The 17,820-nt window shown below is 45.7% G+C and carries 11 protein-coding genes and 2 riboswitches; of the genes, 2 read left to right on the forward strand and 9 right to left on the reverse strand.

All coding sequences use genetic code 11. The annotated features are described in order from the left end of the window. Window positions 1-78: 78 nt before the first annotated feature. A complete protein-coding gene (locus ACFFJH_RS13890; protein ID WP_390213448.1) occupies window positions 79-411 on the reverse strand; it encodes an energy transducer TonB in 333 nt (110 codons plus the stop codon). 318 nt (window positions 412-729) lie between these two features. Further along, window positions 730-3,033: a M9 family metallopeptidase gene (locus ACFFJH_RS13895; protein WP_390213449.1), complete on the reverse strand. Its 2,304-nt coding sequence runs from the start codon at window positions 3,031-3,033 to the stop codon at window positions 730-732. 783 nt (window positions 3,034-3,816) lie between these two features. Between ACFFJH_RS13895 and ACFFJH_RS13900 the strand changes: the two genes are divergently transcribed. Then, a complete protein-coding gene (locus ACFFJH_RS13900) occupies window positions 3,817-6,123 on the forward strand; it encodes an outer membrane protein assembly factor BamB family protein (protein ID WP_390213450.1) in 2,307 nt (768 codons plus the stop codon). 108 nt (window positions 6,124-6,231) lie between these two features. Here the strand turns inward: ACFFJH_RS13900 and gcvP are convergent, their stop codons facing one another. The 5 genes from gcvP to ACFFJH_RS13925 all read right to left on the reverse strand — a co-directional run bounded on the left by gcvP (window position 6,232) and on the right by ACFFJH_RS13925 (window position 14,690). After that, a complete protein-coding gene (gcvP, locus tag ACFFJH_RS13905) occupies window positions 6,232-9,111 on the reverse strand; it encodes an aminomethyl-transferring glycine dehydrogenase (protein ID WP_390213451.1) in 2,880 nt (959 codons plus the stop codon). A 244-nt stretch (window positions 9,112-9,355) separates the two neighbouring features. Further along, window positions 9,356-9,733, reverse strand: coding sequence for a glycine cleavage system protein GcvH (gene gcvH / locus ACFFJH_RS13910; RefSeq protein WP_390213452.1), 378 nt, complete (start codon window positions 9,731-9,733; stop codon window positions 9,356-9,358). 206 nt (window positions 9,734-9,939) lie between these two features. After that, a complete protein-coding gene (gene gcvT, locus ACFFJH_RS13915) occupies window positions 9,940-11,064 on the reverse strand; it encodes a glycine cleavage system aminomethyltransferase GcvT (RefSeq protein ID WP_390213453.1) in 1,125 nt (374 codons plus the stop codon). An 82-nt stretch (window positions 11,065-11,146) separates the two neighbouring features. Beyond that, a riboswitch (glycine riboswitch) is annotated at window positions 11,147-11,286 on the reverse strand. A gap of 9 nt (window positions 11,287-11,295) precedes the next feature. Next, a riboswitch (glycine riboswitch) is annotated at window positions 11,296-11,393 on the reverse strand. 275 nt (window positions 11,394-11,668) lie between these two features. Continuing rightward, entirely contained in the window at window positions 11,669-13,354 is a 1,686-nt protein-coding gene (locus ACFFJH_RS13920; RefSeq protein WP_390213454.1) for a M14 family zinc carboxypeptidase, read from the reverse strand. 160 nt (window positions 13,355-13,514) lie between these two features. Then, complete coding sequence (locus tag ACFFJH_RS13925; RefSeq protein ID WP_390213456.1) at window positions 13,515-14,690, reverse strand: M28 family peptidase; 1,176 nt, start codon at window positions 14,688-14,690, stop codon at window positions 13,515-13,517. Window positions 14,691-15,134: 444 nt separating this feature from the next. Here ACFFJH_RS13925 and ACFFJH_RS13930 point away from each other — a divergent pair, with 444 nt between their 5' ends. After that, on the forward strand, window positions 15,135-16,319 hold the full coding sequence (locus ACFFJH_RS13930) for a GGDEF domain-containing protein (RefSeq protein ID WP_390213457.1): 1,185 nt from the start codon (window positions 15,135-15,137) through the stop codon (window positions 16,317-16,319). Between the two features lie 49 nt (window positions 16,320-16,368). Here ACFFJH_RS13930 and ACFFJH_RS13935 read toward each other — a convergent pair whose 3' ends face one another. Next, complete coding sequence (locus ACFFJH_RS13935; protein ID WP_390213458.1) at window positions 16,369-17,163, reverse strand: spermine/spermidine synthase domain-containing protein; 795 nt, start codon at window positions 17,161-17,163, stop codon at window positions 16,369-16,371. A 3-nt stretch (window positions 17,164-17,166) separates the two neighbouring features. Continuing rightward, window positions 17,167-17,733, reverse strand: coding sequence for a DNA-3-methyladenine glycosylase I (locus ACFFJH_RS13940; protein WP_390213459.1), 567 nt, complete (start codon window positions 17,731-17,733; stop codon window positions 17,167-17,169). Window positions 17,734-17,820: the final 87 nt, after the last annotated feature.

A 17,820-nucleotide genomic window follows, 5' to 3' on the forward strand; every position in this document is an offset into this window, starting at 1 on the left:
TTGCGAATGCTACTTCCAATAAAAAACGCCAGTCTAAACTGGCGTTTTTTGAAATTACTTAAATCATGCTACTGCAGATTATGACAAGCTCCAAACGTGCTCTAATTTTGCCCAAGCTTGTTGTGCTTTGCCATCTTTAGTCGCTGGCTTGAATTTGCAGGAAGAATAAATCTTAACCGCTGCTTTATCGAGAGTCTTAGAACCGCTAGATTGTTCAACTTTAGAATCAACCACGTTACCGTCAGCGCCAACCAAAATGGACAACATGACAGTACCTGTTTCTTCATTCATCAAAGAAGATTTTGGGTAAACCGCTTTTTCGCATGTTTGTTTTTCAACGACAGGTACGTCAGCCGCATTTGCAGCAAAAACAGAACTCAACAAAGCAACTGCCAATAAGATTTTTTTCATAGTAGGATCACAGGAAAGAGATTGAAATAAGCCCATGAGTACATTAGTGCGAAATCAAAGCTGCATAATTGCCACATGGAAACAGGCGTCATTTTAAAGAATATTTTTCCACAAGGCAATACTTATGCACAAAATTTAATCAGTTTTTTTGAGGAATGTAAATATATTCTCCTGTTCTTATCTTTATTCCTAGTTCTATCACCTCAACTTCCTCATCAAAAACCCGGGCATGCCATACGACACACCCGGAAAAATCATCGCATAATTTGCCAACCAGAGTCCAAGCAAATTAATTAATGACGAACTACCTAGGGAAACTTATTCATAGCTAGCGTTGAGATTGACGCTGCTAAATGGCTGCTTGGCTTTCAATACGATGTAATACCAAGTATTCGCAGTAGGAGACGCAAACAAAACATTTTCGTTGTTGCCTGCTTTTAAAGAAGCGGCATCGTACGAGCTAGTCGTTGGGTAACTGCCTTTCTTCACATACAAATCCACATCACCAGTTCCACCATTGGTGTAGAGCTTCATGTTTTTTGTACCTGCAGGCACCATGATGTAAGCGTAAGCTTGAGTGCTAGAAGACAAATTTCTGATCGAGCAATTTTTGCCTAATTGTGAAGTCGAGCTACATGCTGGCAAGCTCACTACGGGTGAAGTAGGCAAAGGTGGCTCACCTGCTACCGTGGCACTTTGTACCCAAGCGGCAAACTCGGCATCGTACTTAGTTCCGATATTTGCCATATAGGTTTGGTATCCGGCGTAATCACCGACGCGGAATTTATCCACGATCGCATCGACGTCACTGCGATGTTTTTCATTCATAAAGCGTACTGCCATATAACCCCAGCGATAGGCACGCGCTACATAATCAGACATCGAGTAAGTATTACCGAAGATGGTACTGAGTTTATAAGTACCTACTTTGGCAGCATCTATCGCTTCTTGGTAATTATTTTTATGTGACAAATACTCCGCTACACCTTCTATCCACCAGATCGTCGGTTTCTCCACGCCTGCGTTAAAGTCCCCTGCCATGTCAAAACGTCCATCGAGATAATGCACATATTCGTGCTCCAAATTCCAGACGGAAAAAGCAGGACGCAACCATGACGCTTCATGTGCGATAAAGCGTGCCTGATTGTTGACATCGGCTGGATTACCTTCCAGATACATACCGCCATTGTCAGTCGCAATGCCAAACAATACGCCTGCATATTTGCTGTAGTTGGTATAGTCGTCAAACACGACCAGCTCCAAAGACTTATTATTGTCATTGGCAACTGGCTGTTGATTCGAGACCAGCATCGTATGGAAATAGCCTTCTTCCGCACCCAAAATAGTGCAAGAATCTTGCAATTGCGCGGTCGTCATATCCTGCGCGCGAATCTTAATAGTCGGGCTACAGGTATAGCTGGTTTTCAATACGATATTGGCGAGCTGCGTTTTGTAATTGCAGGTACCGTACTCTGCACAATTGGCGCTGTCGTAATACTCAACCGCGGATGCGGCATTCAACCATAGATCGCTATCAGCACCTGTCATGCTCGATGTTGCTAATTGATTTTTTACCATAGGCTTCACACTTGGCAACAAAGCCGCGTATTTCATAAAACGAAAAGCTTCATTCTCCGCGTCATTTAACTGATACGTGCTACTGGTATTAAGCAATGCTGCTTTATTATTGACCACAAAATTATTTAAGGCTGTGGGATAGGAGATATCCTGAATAATCGAGGTTGCATTGGCTCTATCATGCGCATAGAACATCACGGTTAAGGCTCCCGTAAAAGCGCCCGCCGCCGATGATTGCAACAAGCCATTCGATGCATTTGGGTTGGACGCTGTGTTCGTGAAGCGAACAAACACATTCTTTACGCTGGGTAAATAGTAGGCTTCATCATTCAGATTCGTGATCAGCTTAAACACTTCACTGGCAGTATTGCTCCAAGCAGCATTGGAGGCATATAAAACATTGCCATCAATCAGTTGCTTGATCGGCGCACGCAAACTGGTCATGACAGAAGACGATGGTGCGGGGATAGTATTTCCACTGGCGAGATAATAGCCAGCGCGCAAATACAAAGTTAAATTCACCAACGCAATATTGCTGGCGTTATAGTTAGTCGCTTCTTGTGCAAAACGCGATGCCACTGCATTCAGATTACTCGCTGAGTAAATACCTGTGCCTTGTGCCGCGGTCAGAGAAAATAAGCCGTAGGTACATTCAGGATCAGGCAATGACACTAAATAGTTGACCAGCGCTGCACCACTATAACTCGCCATCGTCGTCATATCTTTGCAAGCTGGCGTTGGTGCTGGTGCCATCAATGGATTGGATTTAGATGCAGCAGTATTTTTATTTGATGCTTGGTATGCTTGTAAATCACGTTTACTGACAGGTAGATTAAATTTTACCTGCTCAGCACTTGGCGGCAAGGCTAGAGGCTCATGTGGACGCGGTGCTTGTTTCAATTGCTTGGAAGTGTGCCCATGCCCATCACTGGTTTGAGTTCGTTCTAACTTCTCCCCTCTATTGACAACACTGGCATTTGCCATGTTTGTCACACTAGCAGCAAGCAACGCTGCCACGATCACGGTATTTCGGTTCATCGACATTTTTGTTGACTCCTTTATTTTAATTATGAGCTAGCCAATTGCTCGCACAAAAAATGTACGAACCAAGCTGCCCTGTGGCAAGCGCAAATGAGATATCCAATGAGATCTAGACTCGCATTTGCGTTTCTCTTGTCCTCTGCGATGCAATCCTAGATAGCAAACGAACTATTCGTTAAAAATACTCGTTGAATCTAAAAAATCGCTGATCGCCCCGCCGTCACTTCCTCCTTTAATGACTGACTAAAGCACCAAAGACAAATCAATCTTATTAATATATTTGTTTAATATCGATAAAATATTTGCATGCCATGAGCTATTTCGGCAGGATTTAATCAAATACAGAGAAAATTTAGCTGTATTGAGCAGGTGGCAAAATTTAAATAAATTAAATATATTTATGGAGAACTAAATTTGGAGTTCTGTAGTTATTTAATGAATTAATTCCAGAAAGAAATAATCATTAGCCTTACTACAGTTAAAAGAAATAAAAACGACTCCCATCATGAGAGCCTTTATTTATAAGGGAGACAAAGCAGGCCATCGGACTGGCGAATAGGTGTAAGGCTTAGCGGGATTGAGCATTCAATATAAAAACTAACGCAATTCACTCCATCTCGGTCAAATGCAAAGCAAAGACACCCAATTTAGGAATGATTTACTCCAACGCTGACAGCGACTAAAAGTCTAAATTAATTGATTCACATTAAGAGTTTTGTCATCTTCTTGTGATTATTTCTACTGCATAATACGGCTTCAAAATTTTCAACACAAAATAGCTATTTTATGAAATTACTCAAACAAGTTTCTAGCACTTTAATCTGTGCAATTTTACTGTCGGGATGCGGCGGAGGTGGTAGCTCTAACAATGCTCCTAGCGGAAGCACATCAAACTCCGGGGGAAATAATAGTTCTTCTGGGAATAGCTCCGCTGGGGACTGGCTCACATTTAATCCAGCACAAGTAGATATTACCGTCTATGAAGGTGAAAGCTTACCAGTTAATGTGGTAGGAACGGCAACCAAGACATTCGCCAAAACTTTCAACGTGGCCGTCATAGATAACGTTGGTGTCATTACCCCCTACACTAATATCTCGGCAATCACGCAAATGCAATACCGAGTGACATTGAATAGCAACCCTGGACTAAAACCAGGGGTTTATAACTCGAATATACAAGTACGTCTTTGCGAAGATGACCCTAAGGTTTGTAATACGCCCTTTCCTGGCTCACCTTGGTCTTTACCATACAAAATCACGGTTAAGCCCAAAGTAATAACAACTCCGCGTATAACCATATCGCCTCAAAGTATTGACCTAAATAGCACCCAAGGCGATATTCTCCCTATCAGGATCAGCGCAAAATTGGGTCAAGACCTTCCTGAATCGTTCAATATAGGCATCATCGATAAAAATAATCTTACTAATTCCTCATCCAATATAGGATTTCAATACAAACCAAATCAAGAATATAGCGCCAACTTTTTGCTAAAACCTAACCTGCAGCCGGGCTCATATTCGGGTCAATTTGAGGTTAGACTTTGCGTCGATGATCCGAATTATTGTAACCAACCTCTGGCGGGCTCACCTTGGTTAGTTCCCTATAAATTTACGCTCAATTCGAAAACTGCTGGAGTTACTTTAAACATTAACAGTAATCCTATTGTATTAGATTTTACTTTTTACGAAGGAGAGACTAAGCAATTCAGCATTTCCGCTGAATCTCCAAGCGCTAGTAATACGGCTATTAACTTAGGCATTTATGACTCCGGCCGCAACTCAACGTTAAAAAGCATCAACAAAGTATCAAACACTAAAACCATCGCAAACTTAGAAACCAGCCCAGCATTGAAGGCAGGGATTTATACCAGCACACTTGAAGTACGAACATGCGCTGACGACCCTATAGACTGCAAATGGCCATTCAACGGATCGCCACGTCAAATCCCTTTAAAGATTACGGTGCTTTCAAATACTAATCTAACTCCTTTGAAGACCTTGCCTCTGGTCGGTAACTGGAGCACATTCCAAGGCAATGCTGCACACACCAATTATGTACCCGCAAGCTTTTATCCAAGCAATTTCTCACGTCGCTGGAGCTGGACACCAGCTGGTGGAGGCTACCTATCGGATATTAGTATTGAAAATGGTGCAGTCTTCCTCACTAAAACAAGCGCCACCTATCCAAGTGGCGCCTATACATTAACTGCATTGAACGAGACTAACGGACAAATTTTGTGGCAAACGCCGATGGGGACACTTTCTAAAGTCAACGCGCCAGCAGCAGGATCAGGCAAAGTTTTTGCGACGTCAACTGGTCACGAAGATACATTTTTCTGGGTATTCGATCAGACCAATGGCACTTTACTCAATAAGATTGCTATGAGCTCACAGTGGAGTGCCTACCTTGCACCTACCGTTTACGGCAATGAGGTTTTTACCGAAAGCGGTTACTACGGTGGAATGAGTAAATATAGTATAACTGAGCAAAAAATCATATGGAACGTTGGCCTACCGCAATACGACACTTGGTCACCTGCAGTGGATGCTAATTTTGCCTACACCTATCTGTCCGGAAGCTTACATGCGGTGAACAAAATTGATGGCAAGCTGGCCTACACGATCAAAAATCCTGATTTTTCTTGGGCCGGCTATGGCGGTGCAAGTCCGGTTCTCTCTGAAAAAAATATGGCGTATGTGGTTGGTAATGGACTGCAAGCATTTGATCTTAACAAGCAAACCCGCGCATGGAATGTCACAGGCAATATTTCTGGCGCTCCAGCCTATGCAAAGGATGTGGTCTATATTCTAAATGCCAACGGCACGGTGCTCGAGGCACGTTCTGCGCAAAATGGTAGTCTATTGTGGATGGCAAGCGCACTGGCTTCAGACAATTTTTCTCGCGACTATAGAAACATGGTAGTAAGCGATAATCTGGCATTCATCAGCTCCACTAATATCACACTGGCTATTGACATTAAAACCCGTCAAGTTGTTTGGGAACATCCTTTCGGTGGATCGCTTGCTATTTCGGATCGTGGCGTTTTATATATTAGGGGTACAAATCGCATTGACGCGATCAACCTTCAATAAATAAAAAAAGGACATGCGATTTGCATGTCCTTTATTTTTGCAAACTCACATAGCGTTTTGGGCTATGTGAGGGTACCGACTTTGAAGCCACTCACTTCAAAAGCTATATTACTCGTAATCGCTCATAGGAACGCAAGCACAGAACAAGTTGCGGTCGCCGTAGACGTTGTCTGCGCGGCCGACTGGTACCCAGTATTTTTGCTTACGCAAAGATGGTACTGGGAAGGCTGCTACTTCGCGGCTGTAGGCGTGGTTCCATTCGTTGGCGACCAAGACTTCTGCTGTGTGTGGCGCGTTCTTCAGTGGATTGTCTTTGGCGTCGAATTCACCGCTGGCCACTTTTGCGATTTCTTCGCGAATCGTGATCATGGCGTCGATGAAGCGATCCAATTCCGCTTGAGATTCACTCTCGGTTGGCTCAATCATCAACGTGCCAGGCACTGGGAAGCTCATCGTAGGTGCGTGGAAGCCGAAGTCCATCAAACGTTTTGCGACGTCTTCGTTGGAGATGCCAGTCGCATCAGTCAATGGACGCAAATCCAAAATACATTCATGCGCTACCAAGCCATCGTGACCTGTGTACAGCACTGGGTAATGTGGTGCCAAACGTTTCGCAATGTAGTTCGCTGCCAAGATCGCTGTTTCTGTCGCCGCTTTCAAACCTTCTGCGCCCATCATGGCGATGTACATCCAAGAGATCGGCAAGATCGATGCTGAACCGAATGGTGCTGCGCTGACCGCAGAGATACCCTTCTCGCCACGTACATAGCCATTGGAACGTTGATTTGGCAAGAATGGTGCGAGGTGCGCGCCAACTGCAACTGGGCCTACGCCTGGTCCGCCACCACCGTGTGGAATACAGAATGTTTTGTGCAAGTTCAAGTGACTAACGTCGCCGCCAAACTTACCTGGTGCTGCAACGCCAACCAAGGCGTTCATGTTCGCGCCGTCAACATACACTTGGCCACCGTGTGCGTGGATGATGTCGCACAATTCGCGGATGCCTTCTTCGAAAACGCCGTGGGTCGATGGATAAGTCACCATCGCCGCTGCCAAGTTGGCGCTGTGTTTTTCTGCTTTGGCTTTGAGGTCTACCAAGTCTACGTTACCGTTTGCATCGCACGCAACGACGACAACTTCCATGCCAACCATCGAAGCAGATGCTGGGTTAGTTCCGTGTGCAGACGATGGAATCAACACGATGTTGCGGTGATGATCGCCACGCGATTGATGGTAAGCCTGAATGATCAACAAACCAGCGTATTCACCTTGTGAACCGGCGTTTGGTTGCAAGGACACCGCATCGTAACCCGTTGCCGCGCACAACATCGCTTCGAGTTGATCGATCATTTCGCGATAACCAACAGTTTGATCGTTTGGTGCGAATGGATGGATGTTCGAGAATTCTGGCCATGTCACTGGAATCATTTCGGAAGTTGCATTCAACTTCATCGTGCAAGAACCGAGCGGGATCATGGTGCGATCCAAAGCCAAATCTTTATCTGCCAAGCTACGCAAGTAACGCAACATTTCGTGTTCTGCGTGATAGCGATTGAAAGTTGGGTGCGTCAAGTAGCTTGTTGTACGTGCCAATGCTGCTGGGAAGGCATCTGCAACACTTGCTTCAGTCGCGTCGAACGCTGGTGCTGCTTTGCCTTGACCGAGGATAGTCCACAGAGCTTCGACGTCAGCACGTGTTGCTGTTTCGTCGAGCGATACACCAACTTGTGTCGCGCTAATTTCACGCAAGTTGTAACCCGCTGCTTGTGCCGCTGCGTGTACTGCTGCTGCATCTGCTACGTTGATGGTCAAGGTGTCGAAGAAAGTGCTGTTTGCAATCGCAACGCCCATTTGTTTTAAACCAGCAGCCAAGGTGCCAGTCAAACGATGTGTGCGTTCAGCAATTTGTTTCAAGCCTGCTGGGCCGTGATACACCGCGTACATCGACGCGATCACTGCCAACAATACTTGTGCTGTACAAATATTCGATGTCGCTTTTTCACGGCGGATATGTTGTTCACGTGTTTGCAATGCCAAACGGTAAGCTTGTTTGCCTTGCGCATCGACTGTGACACCGACCAAGCGACCTGGCATCGAACGTTTGAATGCATCTTTCGTGCCCATGTAACCTGCGTGTGGGCCACCAAAACCAAGCGGCACACCAAATCGTTGGCTGTTACCAACGACCACGTCTGCACCCCAAGTACCTGGTGCTTCGATCAAAGTCAATGCCAACAAGTCTGCAGCAGCGATCACCATCGCGCCTTTTGCATGCACGGCGGCGGCGAATTCGCGGTAATCACGGATTTCGCCATCGACACTTGGGTATTGCAAGAGTACGCCGAAGCAGTCGTTTTCTAAGGCTTCGTTGGCGGTCAAGGTACGTACTTCGATGCCCAAAGGTTTGGCGCGTGTTTCGATGATTTCACGTGTTTGAGGCAAGACGTCATGCGCGACGTAGAACACGTTTGAGTTCGATTTACCAACACGTTGGATCAAAGTCATCGCTTCGGCAGCGGCGGTACCTTCGTCAAGCATAGACGCATTCGCGATGTCCATGCCTGTCATATCCATGATGACTTGTTGGAAGTTCAAAATCGCCTCTAAGCGACCTTGAGAAATTTCTGGTTGGTATGGCGTGTAAGCCGTGTACCACGCTGGGTTTTCAAAAATGTTACGCAAAATCACGCCTGGTGTGTGCGTGTTGTAGTAACCCTGACCAATGAAAGACTTGAGCACTTTATTCTTGCTCGCTAAGGCTTTCAAAGTCGCTAAAGCTTCAGTTTCAGATTTCGCTTCTGTGAATTGCGCCAATGGCAAAACGTCTTTACGACGAATATTCGCTGGAACGAGCGCATCGATCAAAGCCGTGCGATCCGCATAGCCCAACACTTTGAGCATAGCAGCTTGTTCTGCTTCAGATGGGCCGATATGACGGGCGATAAAGGCATCATGTGCCTCAAGTTGGGAAAGGCTAGTACGTGTCATGGTATTTGGAAGTGTAGAAAACAAAATTCAACAATGAGGACAGCAGTCTTCTGTGACTCTGACTTAGTTCCCTCTCCCGCAAGCGGGAGAGGGTTAGGGTGAGGGAGATTCGGGAAAGATAAATTCTTTACGAGATGCTCATCGAATCAAACGGCATGTGCTTCACATTAATGGAAGATCCGCAAATAAACGCCGCCCTCACCCCTGTCCCTCTCCCGCTTGCGGGAGAGGGGTTCGAAACAACTTAACCGATATTTTTCGCGTATGCTTCTGCGCTTAAAAGTGCATCAACATCTGCTGCATTGGCTGGCTTCAATTTGAACAACCAAGCGTCAAATGCGCCAGAATTGATCGATGCTGGCTCATCAACAACTGCGTCATTTACTGCAACAACTTCACCAGCCACTGGTGCGTAAACGTCGCCAGCTGCTTTTACAGATTCGATCACGCAGCAATCTTTACCAGCAGCTAAGCTAGCACCAACTTTTGGCAAGTCCACGAAAACGATATCGCCCAATGCATCTTGTGCGAAATCAGTAATGCCGACGGACACTGTACCGTCTGCTTCTACGCGTACCCATTCGTGGGATTCTGTGTATTTGCGATCTGCTGGAATTGCCATGTTGTTCTCCAAAAAAATTTGAATTGATTATGTCTAAAAATAAAATCTTTGCCGCGAGGGCGCAGAGAGGCCTAAACTTCTTTTCATGTCATTCCTGCGAAGGCAGGAATCCAGAGTCTCTGCTTGTTACGTCACTGGATTCCCGCTTTCGCAGGAATGACAAATTCAAAAATCTCTATGTACTCTGTGCCTCTTTGGCGAATACATTACGCTACCAAAACCTTACCATTACGCACAAATGGCAATTTCACTACGGTTGCTGCTAATTGTTTGTCGCGAATCTGCACATGCACTGTGTCACCAATCGCTACTCCCATAGGCAGACGTGCCAAGGCGATGGCTTCTTGCATGGTTGGGCTGAAAGTACCGCTGGTAATTTCGCCTTCGCCTTGCGGTGTCACGACCTTTTGATGTGCACGCAAGATGCCGCCTTTTTCACGCAAGATCAAGCCTAGGAATTGTTGTGTTTGCCCTTGTTCTTGCAATGCTTTTTTGCCGACGAAATCACGCTCTGCGACCAAATCGATGGTCCAAGCCAAGCCAGCATTCAATGGATTCACTGTTTCATCCATGTCTTGGCCATACAAATTCATACCCGCTTCGAGGCGCAATGTATCGCGAGCACCAAGGCCTGCTGGTTTTACGCCAGCTGCTGCCAAGGCATTCCACAAGTCGGTAATGCGTTCAGCGGAAACGGCGATTTCAAAACCGTCTTCGCCTGTGTAACCTGTACGTGCCACCATCACTTCACCGAAGGACGTGTTTTCCACGATAACTGCGTTAAATGGTTTGATTTCAGCACTAGCCGCTTTGGTTTCTGGCAAAACTTCCCATGCTTTTGCACGGGCATTTGGACCTTGAACAGCGATCAAGCCATAAGCATTGGCACCGTCACGGCGTTGTGTGATCGTGATACCAGCGTTCGTCGCGGTGTTGTGGGCATTCATCCACGCTACGTCTTTTTCTGCAGTACCTGCATTCACCACCAAGCGGAACCAAGATTCGTTCATGAAGTAGATGATCAAGTCATCGATCACGGTGCCTTCAGGTTTTAACATCGCTGAGTACAGCGCTTTGCCTGGGACTTGCAATTTGTCGACATTATTGGCGACCAAACCGCGCAAGAAGCTGCGTACGTTCTCGCCTTTGAGGTCAACTACGCACATGTGGGAAACGTCGAACATACCGACATCAGTACGCACAGCATGATGTTCTTCGATTTGGGAGCCATAATTAACTGGCATGTCCCAACCGCCGAAATCAACCATCTTCGCGCCGGCTGCACGGTGTGCTGCGTTCAAGGGAGTTACTTTTAGAGTTGCTTGCGTCATGTGAGTGCCTCAGTACCAAGATTGGACATAAAAAAGGGACGAAACCGCATACGAACTGATTATCCGCATCGCTGTTGCTTCGTTTTACCCCTCTGTCCTGGTACCTGAGAGATTACGAGAAGCTATCGATCATTTCACCGATCATTGTTTCTCGTCGCACCTTCGGTGGGTAGTTCAGCGCGAAATCTTTTTGCACTGCTACCGCTCTCCAGAGTAGGGGAGTTTTCACCACCCCGCTGATCGGTCCTTTTGCCTGAGAGTTTGTTGGGTATTAGCCCCTTCGGCGGCAGTCTGTACTTCTGGCGACTGCTCTCTCCCGATCAAGTGCCGCGATTATAACCTGAAACAGCGAGTGGTTTTTCGCCGGCGGCACTTTTTTTCACATTTTATTGAGTAATAAAGTGTCAATTGTCTTATGCAAATTAGCGCGTCAAAGGCATGGAATAAATGATTACCTAATACGAGACCAAGAACAACAAAACAATTCTTTCAACACGGAGACTCAGAGTATAAAGAGAAAACCCAATTCATCGTTTTTTTCGGCTTTCTCCTAATTTTCTCTACACCTCCGTGTCTCTGTATTGAGAGGTTTTAATTTTACACACTACTCCTGCACCCGCTCTGGTTTTCCTACGCCACTCTCTGAGGTGTAATTGGCCGCTGCACTACCGACCGCCAAAATCGGTTGGCGCGGCGGCTCACCCCACATGCCTTTACCCCGCGCAAAATAGGCATGCAAATAACCCCAATACACCAATCCATCACCGCTACGTGGATCAAGCAAATAAAATCCCAAGCGCCCCAGAGGCTGATTCAAAGGCACATACAGCGCTTTATCTAATGTCTCTTTAGTCCACGCATAACCAGCACGTTTTTCTGGCATTTGCTCTTTCCACTGTCCTTTAATTTGCGCAGTAAAAACGCCCTGGAAAGTATCTTTGGCGATATTGCGTTCCGTTTCGTGAAAATACATCAAAGCCTGATCTTTAGGCCGCGCTGATCCGGGCAACACTTTCAAGCCATGCGCCTCCAAAATTGGACGTAATTTTTCGGCATAAGCTGGATCGACCAAATAACCTTGCGGCACACGGATTTCATCGACCGCTTTGAAAGCGACATAGGCTGGCAATTCCATTTTAGTGCGTGATTTCTCGCCTATGATTTGACCATTGGCGTCTTTGATAGGATCAACTACCTCAAAAGTATAGTTCTCCGCCAAAGTCATTTCAGTGCGTAAAGGCAAGCGTGCCTCATTGTTTTTCCACTGATCCGCCCAACGTGTTTTTGCGGCGAGTTGCTCGCGTTTAACTTGCTCCTTATTCGCCGCCAACCAACGCAATAATTCCACTACATACAAGCGATTATCCTCTATGCGCTCTTTGTAGCTGCGATACACATAAGTCTCAACCAAGACGCCTAAAGCATATTGCAAGGTCGGATAATTACTAACTAAGTTAGGAGTAGAAAATGCCGATTCCCAACCATCAATCTGCTTATCTTTGTTATAGCGGAAATTACCGTAATCATAGGTCGGCATGCCACGCGGCAGCATGCTTGCACGCACATCGGTCAACATCTTACGATTAAGTCCCTGCAGCAGAGCATCACCACCGGTTGCCCACGCTGGTTCATAAGTGATGTGGAAACCGTGATAGCTACCATTGGTCGTGTGTAAATCGAATACAGCTGCAGGCTGAAAATCTTGGTACATCGCCAGCATCCAACGTGTGTTTGCAGCAGCCGCTTTCATCATGTCGCGATTCAAATCTATTCCAAACGCATTTTCACGAGGCCCGACGCCACCCGCTGGATTAGGTTGATGGCGGCGATTTAACGGATCTTGTGCATCAGCACCGTCTGCGTTGTAAGTCGGGAGCGTCACAATTTCTATCGCTTGACGAATTTCGGGGTATTTACCCTGCACCAGCTCACGCAGAATAATTTGCATCGCGTCTTTACCCTCTACCTCACCCGCATGAATACCCGCGTTGATGTAAACGCGCAAAGGATCTTTGCCAGTTGCGGCGAGACGCCAGGCATTTAATGGCTGCCCAGTCTCTGTGCTGAGCGGCGCTTTTTTAGGCTGATATCGACTTAAAGATTTATCCTTCTTTTGCAACTCACTCATGAACTGTGCTACATCAGCGACCGTACTCGTGGTTTGATAATTATTTTGCTCGAAGCGTGCTTGTGGCCAGTCAGACGCTTTAGATTTCTCTGCAGCGTATGAAGTAGTAGAGCTGGCAAGTACAACACCAAATGCGAGCAGTGAGATTTTTGTGGATTTCATTTTTCTTTTTAATTGTTTTGAAACTAAGGTTAAAAACTGTGTACGAACCAAATACCATCCAAATACACTCGATCAATTTTCACTCATATAAAAAAACGACCTGAGCAGTAACACACTCAGGTCGTTTTCGATCAATAAATCTAATAACAGTTCCGTAAATTTATTTGCTTGCGTTACGTTGCTTCCATGCTTCCAAGTATTTAGCTGCCTTAGGATTTTTCTCATCCCATTTAGGTGCATCTTTACTATTGGCGATATGTTCAATCGCTAATGCAACTGCTCTATCCACTTTTGCCATATTGTCGTAATCAATTTTATTCGCTTCATCACCTAAACCGTGATAATCAGGGAAACCATAGGCAACGCTGATGGTGTGCGCTGGAATCCCTTGATCGGCCAAGGCTTGATTATCGCTAGCACCAAAATATTTATCGCTATTGACTGGATGCTTCCACACATTGATCCCCGTTTTATCGCCCGCTTGTTTGATGATGGCACCGACTTCAGAGAAGTCAAAACCTGTGACACCCACTGATGCCACTTGCGTACCTTCTGAATCATCGGTACGACCAACTTGTTCAATATTGATACCTGCTACCGTTTTCTCTATCGGAAAAATAGGATTCTTTCCATAATAGCGTGAACCAACTAGACCTTTTTCTTCACCAAAGAAAGTCATAAAAACGATACTACGCTTTGGGCGCTCCTTCATTCCCGCAAAGGCTTTCGCGAGCTCAATCACAGACACTGTGCCGCTCGCATCATCATTGGCGCCATTAAAAATTTTATCGCCCTCGGCATTCGCTTTGATACCGATATGATCATAATGCGCAGTTACCAACACATAAGTATCTTTTAACATAGGATCAGAGCCACGCAACACACCGACCACATTGCGCACTATCGTTGGTGAGGTAGGCTCAGCTTCCGGTGGAGGTACTGGTGCACCTGGGCGGCGACGCAATTCTTTCTTCAACACATTCCAATCCGCAGTCTGAAAATAGCCCTCATTACCCGCTGGCTCCAAGCCTATGATGCGAAATTGCGCAGCGATATATTCAGCCGCCAAATCCAAACCACGTGATGGCGTATCGCGTCCCTCTAGTAAGTCTGATGCCAAAAATGTCAAATGACCACGCATAGATTCTGCTGAAATGCGATCCAAAGTCGCTTTCATTTCTGGCTTGATTGCTACGTTAGTTGCAACTTTGGTTGCTGCTGCAGCTACCGACTTATCGCTGACGGTGGCTTTCTGCGCCCAAATCGAGCTACTTAATAAGGCGCTCGACGCGAACAAGATTGACACTAAAACTTTACAACGTGGCTTGAAATTCATAGCTATCCCATCATTCATTATTGGATTAAAAATTATTGGTTTAAAAATACTAGATCAAGCAAATTAAAAGCTGCCCTACACTATCCTGCCCTCAAACACGACTTTAGCTCATGACGATTTATTCTGGCTCATTGCTAGCACTTTGTGCTGATTATGAGTCTTTTTAAAAAAATAAGTTCCGCAAGGATCTAGGAATTATCTCAACAAAAATTCACAAATTCATTAGCGTCAAGTCAAGTAAATTGCACGATCCTGGTGTTGGCCTATGATATATTGCAATGCAGAAATTCATATTTTACTCGGGGCTAAAACAAAATTACACAGGCAAAGTGTCAAGCTGAAGACGATGCCGGTGCTAGACCCGCCTCCCAACCATAACAACGACGAGACGAACGGCAGAACGCCGGTTTCAGTTTTATGTAAGCCCTATAACCATTTCAACTTATGCGCTACGCACCAGACGAACTACACGTCTACACTTTATTAAATGTCTATCAATACATCGCCTTACTACTAGCCTTAGTCATGCTGGGTGGCGCATGGCAAGCTCGGGGGCGTTACGGCCTCTGGTATTGGGTCGGCAGTTTTTTTGCAATCTCATTTTCGCAAGAAGCAAAAGTGCTACTCTCAAGTGTAATTGGCGATGCTAATTCGGTTCTTATCGGTCATCTTGGAGCACTTATTGCAAGCAGTTTATTTGTTCTAGGTACTCGTAGCTACCTAGGTGCAAGGCTTAAACTTAGCATCATCACTCTAATCACGCTTACAGCTAGCATCACATCGGTTTGTCTGATTAAATTTGGCACCGCTTTGTGGCCGTCACTTAGTTTTATATTAGCTATCAGCGCCCTCCTACATTGTTTTGCACTATCGGCACTCTACCTAGAATACAAACGAGAAGGCGGTTTTCCGTTGCTGTTCGGCTCATTAGTCTCCTTGTTGACGGTCATTATCAGCGCGAGTCGGGCATATGCTGTCATTCCTTCGATTGCTGGTTCAAAAAGTTTAGCTTACCAAGCGAATGCCGCTTGGATCATGATTTTTATCTTATTACTGGTATCGCATGGACTCAGTATTTTTTTACTGATCAGCGATGCATTAAGAAGAGAAATTTTGGCACTCGCAGAATATGATGCCCTCACCGGCCTGTTAAATCGTCGTGGTTTGCAAACACGATTCGCTAGGATTGCCGGACGATCTAAGCTTGACCAAAGGCCACATCAAATCAGTCTTGCTATGATAGACATTGACTACTTTAAGAACATCAATGATCAATACGGACATGCGGTCGGAGATGAAATTTTGGTACAGACAGGTCAAAAACTGATGCAAGAATTACGTCCCAGCGATATTTCAGCGCGACTAGGTGGCGAAGAGTTTATTATCATCTGGGATAGTGAGCAAGCTGACCAAGCGGTGGATCTTGCAGAGCGATTACGCGCTAAATTTGAGCAGCACGAATTTAATACTCGCGCTGGCAAATTACGACTCACCATCAGTATAGGTGTTAGCAAAATGCAGCAAAATTTAGAGTACTTGGAAGATTTAGATGCAGTCATGAATCGCGCCGACAGCGCTTTGTACCAAGCCAAACACAAAGGCCGCAACCAAGTTATTTTACAAGCATAATATTGAGCGAGATAGCACCCAAGAGCGAACAAGAGCGGCCAAGCTCAACTTAATCTTCGAGCTGCATCCACGCTTTCAAACCGTTCACCCAGAGCGGTGCTTGCAATTTGTAATTAACACGTAAGATTGCGGCTCTTTGGTACAGCTGCTCAAAATCGATCATGGGCGCGGACTTAAAAGCTATTGCCACAACGTTCGCATCATGCACCTCTGGCAGCCAGACCACGACATCAAAACAAGACTGCATCGCTGCGATATTTTTTGCTCTTTGCTCATCATTCGCAAATAAATTGACGGTCAACATACCCTCATCATTTAAACAATCTGCGCAGGCCTGATAAAACTCAGGGCTATCCAGCACGGGTCCTTCAGCTTCCGCGTCATACAAGTCAACTTGTATCACGTCGATCTTGCCGCGCCGGGTCGGATTGCGAACAAAATCAAAAGCATCCATTTCAATTACGCGCAAACGCTCATCATCCTCAGGCAGTTTAAATTGAGCGCGGCACATTGCAATGACTTTGGGATTTAAATCAATTGCAGTGACCAAGGCATCCGGAAAATTCTGGTAACAAAATTTTGTCAAAGCTGCTGCCCCCAATCCAAGTTGCACTATGTGCTTTGGCTGCATATTAAATAGCATCCACACATTCATTTGCTGCACATACTCAAGTTCAATTTGATCTGGCACGGCTAGCCGCATTGAGCCTTGTATCGGCGCGCAGCTGACATCACTATTTATCGCACTAGCCAAATGTAAAGAGCGCACACCACGAAATTCAGAAACGAACACGTCAGGATGTTGAGGAGCAGCGGTGACTGCTTGGGTATTTCTTTTTGCCATCGTTTATTTTACTTTTGACACAAGAGTGCGCCAGGCACAGTCCGGCGCATGATCATTGACCATACCTATCGCCTGCATATAGGCGTAGATAATGGTAGAACCAACAAATTTAAAACCACGCTTTTTGAGGTCTTTAGAAATTCGATCTGACAGTTCTGTCGTGATGATGCGCTCACCACGATTGACAATTGGACGTCCATTCACATGCGCCCATAAATAGGCATCGAGACTGCCAAATTCTTTGCGTAGTGCCAAGTACGATTTAGCATTAGTAATCGTCGCTTGGATCTTCAGGCGATTACGAATAATGCCCGCGTTTTGCATTAAGGTCTCGATCTTTGCATCATCATACTTAGCAATCTTTTGCGCATCCCACTGATCGAAGGCAAGACGATAATTTTCTCGTTTGTTCAGCACGGTTTCCCAGCTCAATCCAGCCTGCGCGCCCTCGAGATTCAACATCTCAAATAGAATTAAATCATCGTGACAAGGCACGCCCCATTCGTGATCGTGATAGTGTAAGTAAAGCGGGTTGGCAGGATTCGCCCAAGAGCAACGTGTTTGCGTCATATGTCTCTACCATAGAATTCGGGATAAATTTAATGCTCAATTTATTATGTTTTTAGGCACCAAACAACACCATTGCGTAAAACATGG

Origin of the sequence: Affinundibacterium danionis, assembly GCF_042432465.1 — a bacterium.
In the GTDB taxonomy this organism is placed as follows: Bacteria; Pseudomonadota; Gammaproteobacteria; order Burkholderiales; family Burkholderiaceae_D; genus Undibacterium; species Undibacterium danionis.